The 12,661-nt window shown below is 39.8% G+C and carries 10 protein-coding genes, 12 tRNA genes and 2 rRNA genes; 23 read left to right on the top strand and 1 reads right to left on the bottom strand.

All coding sequences use genetic code 11. The features are described 5' to 3' along the window. The 16 genes from M3610_RS24230 to M3610_RS24155 form a co-directional block, all read left to right on the top strand. A 23S ribosomal RNA gene (locus M3610_RS24230) occupies positions 1–109 on the top strand; the annotation flags it as partial. A gap of 224 nt (positions 110–333) precedes the next feature. Further along, positions 334–450 (top strand): 5S ribosomal RNA (gene rrf, locus M3610_RS24225). A 25-nt stretch (positions 451–475) separates the two neighbouring features. Then, positions 476–551, top strand: a tRNA-Thr gene (locus M3610_RS24220). A gap of 51 nt (positions 552–602) precedes the next feature. Beyond that, positions 603–687 (top strand) — tRNA-Leu (locus tag M3610_RS24215). Positions 688–750: 63 nt separating this feature from the next. Beyond that, a tRNA-Gly gene (locus tag M3610_RS24210) sits at positions 751–825 on the top strand. A gap of 7 nt (positions 826–832) precedes the next feature. Further along, positions 833–921 (top strand) — tRNA-Leu (locus M3610_RS24205). Positions 922–941: 20 nt separating this feature from the next. Further along, positions 942–1,015 (top strand) — tRNA-Arg (locus M3610_RS24200). 8 nt (positions 1,016–1,023) lie between these two features. Next, positions 1,024–1,100, top strand: a tRNA-Pro gene (locus tag M3610_RS24195). Positions 1,101–1,117: 17 nt separating this feature from the next. After that, a tRNA-Ala gene (locus tag M3610_RS24190) sits at positions 1,118–1,193 on the top strand. 22 nt (positions 1,194–1,215) lie between these two features. Further along, positions 1,216–1,292, top strand: a tRNA-Met gene (locus M3610_RS24185). Between the two features lie 25 nt (positions 1,293–1,317). Then, positions 1,318–1,410, top strand: a tRNA-Ser gene (locus M3610_RS24180). A 25-nt stretch (positions 1,411–1,435) separates the two neighbouring features. Further along, positions 1,436–1,520, top strand: a tRNA-Tyr gene (locus M3610_RS24175). Between the two features lie 3 nt (positions 1,521–1,523). Next, positions 1,524–1,594 (top strand) — tRNA-Trp (locus M3610_RS24170). A 52-nt stretch (positions 1,595–1,646) separates the two neighbouring features. Beyond that, positions 1,647–1,728 (top strand) — tRNA-Leu (locus tag M3610_RS24165). Positions 1,729–2,018: 290 nt separating this feature from the next. Continuing rightward, entirely contained in the window at positions 2,019–2,231 is a 213-nt protein-coding gene (locus M3610_RS24160; protein ID WP_251463178.1) for a helix-turn-helix transcriptional regulator, read from the top strand. Beyond that, positions 2,224–2,616, top strand: coding sequence for a DUF2178 domain-containing protein (locus tag M3610_RS24155; protein ID WP_251463177.1), 393 nt, complete (start codon positions 2,224–2,226; stop codon positions 2,614–2,616). Before M3610_RS24160 ends, M3610_RS24155 begins: the two co-directional genes overlap by 8 nt. Before the next feature lie 175 nt (positions 2,617–2,791). Here the strand turns inward: M3610_RS24155 and M3610_RS24150 are convergent, their stop codons facing one another. Further along, complete coding sequence (locus M3610_RS24150; RefSeq protein ID WP_098573840.1) at positions 2,792–3,472, bottom strand: GntR family transcriptional regulator; 681 nt, start codon at positions 3,470–3,472, stop codon at positions 2,792–2,794. A gap of 608 nt (positions 3,473–4,080) precedes the next feature. On the opposite strand from M3610_RS24150, the gene M3610_RS24145 reads away from it, so the two are divergent. Genes M3610_RS24145 through M3610_RS24115 form a run of 7 tightly spaced genes read left to right on the top strand, consistent with a single transcriptional unit; the run spans position 4,081 to position 12,645 of the window. Then, positions 4,081–5,112: a TRAP transporter substrate-binding protein gene (locus M3610_RS24145; protein ID WP_251463176.1), complete on the top strand. Its 1,032-nt coding sequence runs from the start codon at positions 4,081–4,083 to the stop codon at positions 5,110–5,112. 52 nt (positions 5,113–5,164) lie between these two features. Then, complete coding sequence (locus M3610_RS24140) at positions 5,165–5,719, top strand: TRAP transporter small permease (protein WP_251463175.1); 555 nt, start codon at positions 5,165–5,167, stop codon at positions 5,717–5,719. Beyond that, the gene (locus tag M3610_RS24135; RefSeq protein ID WP_251463174.1) at positions 5,716–6,990 is read left to right on the top strand and encodes a TRAP transporter large permease subunit; all 1,275 of its coding nucleotides are present in this window, start codon (positions 5,716–5,718) and stop codon (positions 6,988–6,990) included. The genes M3610_RS24140 and M3610_RS24135 overlap by 4 nt, the downstream gene beginning before the upstream one ends. Before the next feature lie 18 nt (positions 6,991–7,008). After that, positions 7,009–8,040: a C-terminal binding protein gene (locus M3610_RS24130; protein WP_251463173.1), complete on the top strand. Its 1,032-nt coding sequence runs from the start codon at positions 7,009–7,011 to the stop codon at positions 8,038–8,040. Positions 8,041–8,054: 14 nt separating this feature from the next. Further along, positions 8,055–9,107, top strand: a complete 1,053-nt coding sequence (locus M3610_RS24125; protein WP_251463172.1) for a TRAP transporter substrate-binding protein — start codon at positions 8,055–8,057, stop codon at positions 9,105–9,107. Positions 9,108–9,135: 28 nt separating this feature from the next. After that, positions 9,136–10,410: a nickel pincer cofactor-dependent isomerase, group 22 gene (locus tag M3610_RS24120; protein WP_251463171.1), complete on the top strand. Its 1,275-nt coding sequence runs from the start codon at positions 9,136–9,138 to the stop codon at positions 10,408–10,410. Positions 10,411–10,446: 36 nt separating this feature from the next. Beyond that, positions 10,447–12,645: a dihydroxy-acid dehydratase domain-containing protein gene (locus M3610_RS24115; RefSeq protein ID WP_251463170.1), complete on the top strand. Its 2,199-nt coding sequence runs from the start codon at positions 10,447–10,449 to the stop codon at positions 12,643–12,645. The last annotated feature ends 16 nt before the right edge of the window (positions 12,646–12,661 follow it).

Here is a 12,661-nt window from a genome sequence, read left to right as displayed (position 1 = left end):
TAGCGCAAGCTAGTAAGAACCCTGAAAGATGATCAGGTTGATAGGTCAGAGGTGGAAGCGTGGTAACATGTGGAGCTGACTGATACTAATCGTTCGAGGACTTAACCAAATAGAAAAGCGGAAGCGTACGCATAGCAACGTATGGCCTGGAGGGCTTTGACTGAGATAAAGGAAACACGAAGAGCGATAGCGATTCGATGTTGACTTATCATAGGGAAAAGACCGAAGGACACTAGTTGCTGGACGCTGGAGCTAGACAATTATACTAGGTGAACTCAAGTTTACAAACTTCTTCAGCATTATCTAGTTTTGAGGGAATGAAGCCTCAAATAGTCTGGCAGCATTGGCGAGAAGGTCACACCCGTTCCCATACCGAACACGGAAGTTAAGCTTCTCAGCGCCGATGGTAGTTGGGACACGCGTCCCTGTGAGAGTAGGACGTTGCCAGGCGGTTTCTTAAATTTTAAACCTATATGCCGGGGTAGCTCAATTGGTAGAGCAACTGACTTGTAATCAGTAGGTTGGGGGTTCAAGTCCTCTCGCCGGCACCATGCTTCTTAATTATTGGAATTACATCAGCGGAAGCATACTTAATATAATATGCGGGTGTGGCGGAATTGGCAGACGCACCAGACTTAGGATCTGGCGCCGCAAGGCGTGGGGGTTCGACTCCCTTCACCCGCACCAAGTTTTTTTACGAAGTAAAATAAACAAAGTTTTTTGCGATAGCAAAATAACTTACCATAATTTGCGGAAGTAGTTCAGTGGTAGAACACCACCTTGCCAAGGTGGGGGTCGCGGGTTCGAATCCCGTCTTCCGCTCCATGATATTGCCGGGGTGGCGGAACTGGCAGACGCACAGGACTTAAAATCCTGCGGTAGGTGACTACCGTACCGGTTCGATTCCGGTCCTCGGCACCACAAAATAATTAAATTCATTTGCGCCCTTAGCTCAGCTGGATAGAGTGTTTGACTACGAATCAAAAGGTCGGGAGTTCGAATCTCTCAGGGCGCATTTTTTATCGGGAAGTAGCTCAGCTTGGTAGAGCACTTGGTTTGGGACCAAGGGGTCGCAGGTTCGAATCCTGTCTTCCCGACCATTCTTCTAATAACTTATGGGGTCTTAGCTCAGCTGGGAGAGCGCCTGCTTTGCACGCAGGAGGTCAGGGGTTCGATCCCCCTAGACTCCACCAATTACTTTAAAGACGATATTATGGCGGTGTAGCTCAGCTGGCTAGAGCGTACGGTTCATACCCGTAAGGTCGGGGGTTCGATCCCCTCCGCCGCTACCAATTAAGATTTTTTAATTATTATAATGGAGGAATACCCAAGTTTGGCTGAAGGGATCGGTCTTGAAAACCGACAGGCGGGTAACACCGCGCGGGGGTTCGAATCCCTCTTCCTCCTCCAGTTTTATCATTTGTTTTTTATATGTGGAGGGGTAGCGAAGTGGCTAAACGCGGCGGACTGTAAATCCGCTCCCTCCGGGTTCGGCGGTTCGAATCCGTCCCCCTCCACCATTTAGGGGCATAGTTTAAAGGTAGAACTAAGGTCTCCAAAACCTTCAGTGTGGGTTCGATTCCTACTGCCCCTGTTGAATATTGTCCACTAAAATTTCATAGCTTTATTTATGAAATTTTTATTATGCCGGTGTGGCGGAATTGGCAGACGCGCACGACTCAAAATCGTGTTCCGTGAGGAGTATCGGTTCGACCCCGATCACCGGTATCTTTATTTTATTACTTTTTCTTATCGTCAATTAGCAGTAGAATTGAGTTATATCAACGTTTTGAACGTCTACTTACAGTAATGTAAGTAGGCGTTTTTTGTTTGTCTTTAAGTTATTCTTTGCAGTTTCCTTCATGACAAAATTACTTCAAATCGTGTTCACTGGTGGGGGTAAATATCGATATGGCATTTTGAAGTGTAAAATATCTTTGACACCCCATTTATCATATTTTATAATCAAGATGTAAAAAACCTTTTACACCTTATAAAATCTAAAGGTGGCATAGTGAATGGAAAATAGAATTAAGGAGTACAGAGAAAAAAGCAGTCTTTCTCAAGGGAAGTTAGCAGAATTATGCAATGTAAGCAGGCAAACGATTAACGCTATCGAGAACAATAAATATGACCCAAGTTTGCAGTTAGCATTTGATATCGCAAGGACATTGGGAGTCGCCATGGAAGATTTATTTATCTCTGAGATTGGGGGAAAAAGGAATGAATAAAACCAAAAGTATTATCGTTATTTTAGTCTTTATTGTTTTTCTATCCATTGTAGGATTTACCTTATACAAATGGGTTAGTTATGGAACTATAGATGCAGCTGGTATTTTCTTTAGTTTTCTAGCGTTAAGCTATTTTTTTAATTTGCTTAATTGGGGCCATCATGAAGGTGGTGGTGAGAAAGATGAATTAGACAGGCATATTGAAACCCAAAGTGCCAAAATAGGTTATTATGTTCTCATGATTTTATCTGGTTTAATATTGTTTATTTCTGAAGGTACAGGCAGTTTCAATGAAATTGATAATTATCCATTGGTTATAGTAGTGGGTATAACTTTTGTTACAGTTCCGATTACAGAATTTATATATTCTAAGAAATACAGGTAAGTATACTAGAACCTATCTAATTAACAAACGAATAACATTATTTAAATAGCAAAATAGAACTTTTTAAGTTCAAGTTCGTTTTAAATGAAAAGAAAGCTCAGAAATGTTGATATATCAATGTTTCTGAGCTTTCTTCAGTTTTGTCGGTCACCATAGAAAACAAACTTTGCAGCTTCTAATTTGATTCTTCAATAGGTCCAAATAATTGTTCATTCCAATGTAACCTTATGTCCTCTTCTAAGGAACGCTTATGTTGTTGCAATGCTTCAATTAAGGAGGAGAGGTCACGATTTTTTAATGCTTCAAACATATTATGATGATCTTTGTGTCTTTTTAAGCTATTTTCAAAAACTTCACTGTACCCAACTCGTGCTAGTGAAATTATAGGGTTAATACTGTCATAAATGTTTTGAACCTTATGATTCCTAGCATATTGCACCAATAATTGATGGAACTCCTTATCTAGTTTACTGTAAGACTCATAAGAAAAGGGCTGTACTCTCAATAGTGAATCCATTTTTTCAATTATTTGTTTCATATCTTCTATCTGTTCATCTGATAAATGCTCAATAGCTTGTGCTGCCGCCCATGTTTCAACCATAAATCGAGCATCGAGAGCCTCCATACAATCTTTGAAACGTAATTGGGTGATGTATGTTCCTTTTCTTGGAAATATTTCGACTAACCCATCATGTACCAATTGATTTACCGCTTCTTTTACGGGTGATCGACTTACTCCATATTTATTTGCTAATTCAATGATATCCAATTTTTCTCCAGGTGAAAAAATCCCGCAAATAATTTCATTTCGAAGTTCTTTATATACTTGTGTTGCAAGAGCAGAAGTATCAATCATTATAGTAAATTAACCTCCCAAAATTCATAGGTAATTTGCAATACCTAACATGTAACATGTCACACTATTAATAAATTATAGGGGAATTATATACTTGTAGTCAATTTCTTGTGTGAAAGTAAATTACAAAAAAGACAATAAAAAAGAATTGACTGATTATTTATTTTATTCTAACATTACCTTGTGAAATATGAAATGTGAAATGTTACATGTCACAAATTATTCATTTACAATTTTTATGTTATCCATTCGGGTTAGAAAATTTGTTTATACTTTTAAAATTGGGGGTATAATCTCAGGAAATATTTTCCTTTTTATGGGAATTATATAGCACTTTACAATTGTTTTAAAAAATATCCAAAAATAAAGAAAATTAAGATATTGACAATTCGGAAAGTTAAAGATTAAGATGATGTTAGAGTTTTAAATAGTTATATATAGTTTTATAATATAAAACTCCGAGACTAATTTTGTCTCTTGTTTTTAGTTTTATTATGAAAACTAAGTTTTATAATATAAAACTAAAGGTGGTGATAAATTTTTTTTAGTATAAATGATACCGCTTTCAAAAAAACAAAAACCATTTTAATTGGGGGATGAGCGATTAAATGAAAAAGTTATTTTCAGTAGCGACTGGTGTAATTCTTAGTGCTTCTTTACTTCTTTCGGCTTGCGGGGGAGCAACAGAAAAATCGTCTTCCAATGAAGCTTCAGCCGGACCGGCTAAAACAATAAAAGTGGCAAATTATTTTGCTGAAAACCATCCGCAAAACGTTGCTTTAAGAGAAAAGTTCAAAAAGATTGTTGAAGAAGAATCAAAAGGAAGCCTAAAGGTTCAAATATACCCAAATAGTACGCTTGGAGCGGAAAAGGAATTTTATGATGGGGTTCGTAACGGGACAATTGAAATGGGCATTCCGGGCTTAATTATGCAAGCTGACATCCCAAAAATGGGTGTTCCAGAATGGCCATTCCTCTTTAAAGATTATGAGCATGTCAAAAAAGTTCTAAATGGAGAAATTGGTAAAGAACTAACAGCAGATCTTGAAAAACAACATGGTGTGAAACCGCTCGCCTGGAGTGCAAATGGTTTCCGTATGTTTTCTTCAAACAAGCCAATTAAGAGTCAGGATGATTTTGATGGACTACGATTAAGGATGCCAAACATTCCTAACTATATTACTCTCGGAAAACTTCTTGGCGCAAATGTCAGTCCGCTTCCTATTTCAGAAGTATTTACAGCGCTTGAACAAAAGGTTGTTGATGGCCAGGATAATCCAATTGCAACTTTGAGGGCTTCTGGATGGTATGAAGTTCAGTCGGATGTTTTAGAGTCAAAACATATGTTTAGCCCTAATATTTTCATTATTAACAGCAAGTTTTATAACAGCTTAACAAAAGAACAGCAAAAAATTATCGAAGATGCTTCCAAGGAATATGCAGATTATGAATTTGAACTAATGGAAAAAAGCTATGAAGATGATAAAAAATTCCTTGAAGAAAAAAATGTAAAGTTTAATACTCCATCTGATGAATTTGTAAAAGAAATGGAGAAAGCTGCCGAGCCTTTATATAAAGATATCTATAAGGAATATGACTGGGCAGAAGATTTGGTAAAACGAATTAAGGATGAGCAATAGAAAGGCATGCACTTTCTTAAAGCTCTTCTTTATAGAGAAAGGCGGGAAGAAGATGGAAAAGTTATCAAAATACTTGGAAACGATGTTGAACATTTTTATGGCGTTTGCTCTTTCCTTAATGGTCATTCTTGTTTTTGGAAATGTTGTTTTACGTTACTTCTTTAATTCAGGCATAACATGGTCAGAGGAAATATCCCGCTATTTATTTGTCTGGCTAACCTTTTTAGGAGCGATAGGTGCTTTTAAGGATAAAGAGCATCTTGGAGTTGATATGCTTGTAAAACGTTTGCCAACCGGATTGAAAAAGGTAGCACTGGTTATCAGTGATTTATTAATGCTATATGTTCTTTATTTGGTCCTTGATGGAAGCTGGAAAATGACCTTGATCAATTTACATAGCAAAGCTCCTGCAACAGGTCTTCCGCTTGCTGCTGTTTACGGGACAGGGATTTTAGTCAGTATTTCAATGGGGTTAATATTAATCAATAATCTTATTAAACTCTTAACTAATAAACTGACGGATGCAGAATTAGTGCTAATTAATGATTCTGAAGAAATGATTGATTTCCACGAAAAAGACTTGATAAAGGAGGGAAAACAAGCATGATTGGTGTGTTTTTAGGTTCTCTGCTTGGGACGATGGCTCTTGGGATGCCAATTGCTTTTGCACTTTTATTGAGTGGCGTTGCATTAATGTACTTTCTTGGGATATTTGATAGTCAGATTATTGCCCAAAACTTAATAAGTGGAGCAGACAACTTTCCTTTGATGGCTATTCCCTTTTTTATGCTTGCTGGGGAATTAATGAACGCTGGCGGGCTTTCCCAAAGAATCGTTAAAATGGCGATGTCTATGGTGGGACATATCAGAGGCGGCCTTGGTTACGTTGCTATCATTGCAAGTGTATTGTTTGCCAGCTTATCTGGGTCAGCTGTAGCAGATACTGCTGCACTAGGTGCCATATTAATTCCGATGATGGTAAAAAGCGGTTACGATGTTAACCGGTCAAGCGGGTTGATTGCGTCAGGAGGAATCATTGCACCAATAATTCCTCCGAGTATTGGATTTATAATTTTTGGAGTAACCAGCGGAGTGTCGATTACCAAACTTTTTATGGCAGGAATTGTACCAGGAGTCCTGCTTGGGGTAGGGCTTTGCGTTACCTGGGCGATTGTAGCCCATAAAGATCAAGTGACTGTACAGCCTCGAAAATCTATGAAAGAAATTTTGATCTCAGTTAGAAATGGTTTTTGGGCCCTGTTATTGCCTTTGATCATTATTGGAGGGCTAAGAGGAGGAATCTTCACTCCAACTGAGGCGGCTGTAGTTGCTGCTGCTTATGCGCTATTCGTTGGGCTGGTGGTGTACCGTGAATTGAAACTCTCAGAGCTATTTCACGTTCTTGTGAGAGCAGCAAAAATGACGAGTGTTGTTATGTTTCTAGTAGCTGCTGCATTGGTTTCATCTTGGTTAATTACCGTTGCCAACCTCCCTGAACAAGTTATTACTCTTTTGGAACCGTTATTGGATCATCCATTATTACTTCTTTTGATGATTAATCTTTTAGTAATTATTATTGGAACTGCGATGGATATGACACCTACGATTCTTATCCTTACTCCTGTTTTAATGCCTTTAATTGAGAAGGCTGGGATTGATCCAGTTTATTTTGGAGTCCTATTTATCCTTAATAATGCTATTGGTTTGTTAACGCCGCCTGTCGGTACAGTGTTAAATGTTGTCTGTGGAGTTAGTAAGATAAGCATGGAAGATATCATGAAAGGGATTTGGCCTTTCCTTCTAGTAGAAGTGGTGGTTTTGATTCTACTAATTTTATTCCCTGATCTTGTACTAGTTCCGCTCGAATGGTTTATATAACGTAAAGGGGATGTGGATATGGGTAAATTTAAAGTAGTCATTACCGATTGGGAATATGATGACCTTTGCTATGAAGAGCAGGTTTTTGAAGGGCATAGTGAAATTGAATTGGTCGGTGCCCAGTGCCGTACTGAGGAAGAAGTAATAAGTGCTTGCAAAGATGCTGACGGTATCATTAATCAATATGCACCTTTAAGTAAAAGAGTAATAGAATCTCTTGAAAAATGTCAGGTTATTACCAGGTATGGAGTGGGTGTAAATACAATAGATTTGAAAGCGGTTACGAAAAAGGGGATTTGTGTAGCAAATGTACCCGATTATTGCATGGATGAAGTTTCAGATCATGCATTAGCCCTTATCCTTTCCTGGACGAGGAAAATTGTGTTGGCAAGCAACCAAGTGAAAAATGGAAATTGGGATTTTAAAGTGACAAAGCCTATTCAACGATTTAGAGGCCAAACTCTTGGACTGGTTGGGTTTGGCAAGATTCCACAAGCACTGGCTGAAAAAGTAATACCCCTAGGCTTTAATGTTATAGCAGCGGATCCATACTTTCCTGCCGAAGAAGCAAAGAAAAAAGGTGTTACTCTGGTATCTCTGGAAACTCTTGCTGAACAATCAGATGTTATTTCGGTACATGCCCCGCTTACACCAAGTACTAAAGGAATGATAGGCAAGGAGCATTTTGCAAGGATGAAAAAAGCTCCATTGATTGTCAATACAGCAAGAGGTCCGGTCATTGACGAGCAGGCACTTATTGAGGCATTGCAAAACGGAAAAGTTTCCGGTGCAGCATTGGATGTTCTTGAAGAAGAACCAATTATCCATAACCATCCTTTCCTATCGATGGAAAATGTTATCGTTACACCACATGTAGCATGGTATTCAGAAGAAGCAGAAAAAGAAATGCGTTTGAAGGCAGCAATGGGTGTTGTTGATGTCCTTATTCACGGCGAGTATCCGAAATATCTTGTAAACAAAGAGGTAAAAATGCATTCAAGACTGGAAGAAGGCGTTTCATTAGAAAGATATGGCCAACTGGTTAAATAAAAGGGGGATAAAAAATGAAATCTTTGATTAAGAAAATCGGTGTGGGACTAATCCTGCCAAGTTTGCTCCTGTTAAGTGCATGTGGTTCAAGCTCAACTAGCAGCAGTACTAATGGTGAAGGAAAATCAAGCAGTATCCAGGAAAGAACTATCAAAGCAGGTATTGGATTAAATGAAGATCATCCAGAAGGGCTTGGATTGAAAAAATTTGCTGAAATTGTATCAGAGAAGAGCGGAGGAAAATTAAAAGTTAAGCCTTTCTACGCTGCAACTCTGGGTGATGACCAAAAAATGACTGAAGCACTTCAAGGAGGACTGCAGGAAATTACCATTCCATCCACTTCTCCTCTTGTAGGAATGATCAAGGAATATGGAATTTTTGACTTCCCATTCCTATTTAATAATGGTGAAGAGGCAGATGCGGTTCTAGATGGTCCTGTCGGCCAAAAGCTTCTTGATAAACTTCCGGAGCATGGGCTTATTGGACTGGGATACTGGGAAAATGGTTTCCGCCAGTTGACAAACAGTAAACACCCCGTTAAAACAGCGGAAGATTTTAAAGGCTTGAAAGTTAGAACGATGCAAAACGAAGTCCACCTTGCCGCTTTCAAGGATCTTGGTGCGAACCCTACTCCAATGGCGTTCTCCGAAGTATTTACAGCCTTGGAGAGCAAAACTGTTGATGGACAGGAAAATCCGCTTGCAACTATTAAGTCAAATAAATTCAATGAAGTTCAGGATTATTTAAGCCTTACAAAGCATGTTTACACTCCGTTTGTTTTCCTTGTTAGCAAGAAGTTCTGGGATGGTCTTTCTAAAGAAGAGCAAAAAATCCTGAAGGATTCAGCTATTGAAGCTGGAAAATATCAGCGCCAATTAAGCCGCGAAGAAGATAAGAAGGCAGTTGAAGATCTTAAAGCTGATGGCATGAAGGTTAATGAGGTTTCTGATGAAGAAAAAGCGAAAATGAAAGAAATCATTGCACCAGTAACAGAAAAGTTTGCAGAAAAGTTCGGAAAAGACTTGGTTGATGAGCTAAATGCAGAAATTGATAAGGTACGAAAATAGTTTAAATGATCCCGGGAGATGATGGGAAATGGAAATTATTAATGAGCTCTTGCGGGGAATTCCGATTCCTAAGATGGTAAAAGTCAGGCAAAAATTTCATGCTCCTGAAATAGAAAATGTGGAAGAAGCAGTCCGAGAAGCAATTGCCGAGGCAAAGGTAATGGCCCGGATCAAACCTGGAGATCTTGTAGCGATTGCAGTAGGATCAAGGGGCGTAGCAGACCTGCCAATTTTGGTAAGGGAAACGGCAAATGCGGTAAAAAAAGCCGGAGGAAATCCTTTTATCGTACCTGCAATGGGCAGCCATGGCGGAGCCACAGCTGAAGGCCAGAAGGATGTGCTTGAGCAGCTGGGAGTAACGGAAGGAACAACAGGGGCCCCTGTCAAATCCAGTATGGAGGTCGTAGAGATTGGAAGGCTTGAAAATGGCCTTCCAATCTATATCGATAAACATGCTTATGAGGCTGATAAGGTAATTGTTATTAACAGGATTAAACCACATACTGCCTTTCGGGGGCCTGTTGAAAGCGGCTTGATGAAGATGATTACGATTGGCCTGGGAAAACAAAAAGGTGCGGAGGCGGCCCATGCGTACAGCTTTAAATATATGGCCGAGCATGTTGTAAAAATGGCTGAAATTGCAATTGCCAGGGTTCCTATTATTTTTGGGCTTGGGACGTTGGAGAATGCCTATGATCGGCCGGCGAAAATAGTCGCCATACCTTCTGAAGAAATTTTTACAAAAGAACCCTCATTATTGCTGGAAGCCAAATCGCTGATGCCAAGAATTATGTTTGATCCAATTGATGTTCTAGTTGTTAATGAAATTGGAAAAGATATTTCCGGCGATGGCATGGATCCAAATATTACTGGAAGATATGCAACGCCTTATGCAAGCGGCGGACCGAAGGTAACAAGGATCGCTGTTTTGGGCTTAACAAAAAAGACACACGGGAATGCAAATGGAATTGGAATGGCTGATATGTCCACTAAAAAAGTTCTTGATGAAACAGCTTTGGAAAAAGGATATGCGAACGCCTTAACAAGTACCGTGATTGATGTGGTGAAGCTTCCAATGATTTTAGAGAACGAGGAACTGGCTGTAAAGGCAGCCATCAAAACGTGCAACGCCTTTGACTTAAGCAAAGCCCGGGTCGTAAGAATAAAAAATACACTTGATATTCATGAAATATGGATCTCAGAATCCCTGCTTGAAGAAGCAAAACAGAATGAATTTATTGAGATACTATCTGAGCCTATAGAAATGAACTTTTCGTCAAAGACTGCGGAGCAAGTATATTAAAAAGCAGTTTTGCTTTAGGTAAAAGGAGGATCAATCATGACAGTAAAGTACCCTAATATTGAAAATAAGGTAAATCCTTATCGGGATAACGTCCAGGGCAAGGCAAATGAACCTATTTGTGTTGCGGGTTTATTGGATCGTTCCAAGCAAATCCTTAGTACAGAAATGAAAGGGGTCAAGCCGGACTGGACACTTGAAGAAATTTATGACAGGCTTCATAACAATGCTCCGCGTATTGCCATAATTGGCGGGTCTCCTGACCATCCTGCGCATATCATGGATTTTCAGACGGTTGCCAGGGCTGCCATTCGTATTTGGCAAAACGGCGGTGTTCCATTCCAGTTTTCAACCCCTGTTATGTGTGATGGTACTGCACAAAGCAACCAGGGGATGAGTTATTCCCTTCAGAGCAGAAATGCCGTTGCCCAAATGGTCGTAAACCAGATGGAAGCGCACAGCTACCATGGAGCATTTGTTATTCAGGGATGTGATAAGCAGCCTCTGGGTGTTGTTTCAGCACTTGCACATCTGGACCGAATTAGAAGACATCGAAATGAAGCGCCATTTATTGCGACTTTTGCACCTGCCCATGTTCTAAAAGGAGGCACTATTCCTGATAATCTTTTTGCAGAACTTGAAGAAGTGGCGGGAAATGCAGAAGCTTCCGGCGCAGAGGATATTGCCTATGATTTAAGGGATGCATTAGCGTACATACTCCAATGTTCTTCTAACACGGCATTTCAGGGAGTATTAGAGAGAGCAAGGGAAAGAGGCATTATTTCCAAAGAGCAGCATGAAGATTATGAGAAAAGGCTTGCAGTTGCAACTTGCGATGGCCAAGGCGGTGTGTGTGCATTCAATGGGACCGGAAACAGTTCAAGGCATCTTGTTGCTGGAATGGGGCTTGTCCACCCGGCATTGGAGCTTTTGACTGCTCCGCCTACGCAGTTTGAAGTAAACCAAGCGGTTGACTCACTTGCGCTTATGATAAATAATCCTATATTTGGTGTTGCCAACATCATGGCAGCCAATATAAAGAACGCGATTAGAATTCACAGTGCTTCAGGAGGTTCCACGAACTTAATGATGCATATAGTTGCTGGGATGCTTTATGGCGGCTATAAATTTGATTTATGGGATTACGACCAGATACACCACGAAATTCCTATTCCAGATTTGTTCAATTACAGCCTTACCGAAGGGCGGGACATTTTTGCCCTTGCGATGCAATGCTGCAGCGGCCAAATCAAAGGGATGGAGACTTTGTTCTATGAACTTATTCAAAATGGCGTTCCCATGAATTTGGATGCGCCAACTGTTACAGGCTCAACCTGGGCAGAAAGGCTATCAGAAAAGCATAAATTGTCCGCTTTAGGAGTAAAAGAGAATCCAATCATTTTATCAAAGCCAAGAAGGCTGTTTAGCGGAGTTGATGTCATTAAAGGCAATTTTTTTGAGAGTGCTGTGGTAAAAATTAGCGGGATGACAACAGATCAACTCGATACTTTCGACAAAAAAGCATCATTCGTTCTTTTCTATGATAATGAAGAAACTGCCAATGAAAGCCTGTTGGATGAAAATCTATTGGATAAGATTAAGAAAAACAAAGAATTCAGCTATGATTCTATGCTTGCAATGCTAAAGCAAAATGCCCTTGAAAAGTACGATAAATATAAGGCGCTGGAATATGATCAGCTATTTGAAAAGATGGTTGAGGAGGGCACTTTGAAAATATCGATTATTGTGTCCGGGCAAGGGCCGGAAGCGTTTGGTATGCCTGAAATGTTTACACCTATGCAGCATATTAATGCCAACAGAAAACTTAAACGAATTGCAACTCTTATAAGTGATGGAAGATATTCTGGTGTTACATATGGCGCAGCTATCGGGCATATGACGCCAGAAGCCAAGAATGGCGGAGGTATCCTTTATTTGCAAACTGGCGATGTTCTTTATCTTGAACTCCGAAGCAAGAAAATAGAGTTTTTGGATGAAACAGAATTCCAGAATGGAAGATTATCTTTCAATTTTGAAGATACAAAGAATGCAAGACAGGCGCTTGGAGAGCAGAGGCTTCTTAATATTCGCGAGCGTCAGAGACTTGTAGCAGCAAGCAATAGGATGGCAGGGCATACGGATGCAGCAAACGGTGTAGTACCACTTGCTGTAGCGGAAGATGCTGTTTTTGATTATAAAAATGACGTCCTATTCCCTGTAAAGGAAGAATTGGCATAAGAAAAGTATATCGATG

Source organism: Neobacillus sp. MER 74 (assembly GCF_023714155.1).
The sequence above is the reverse complement of the archived record's forward strand: the minus strand, read 5'-3'. Positions and strand labels throughout refer to the sequence as shown.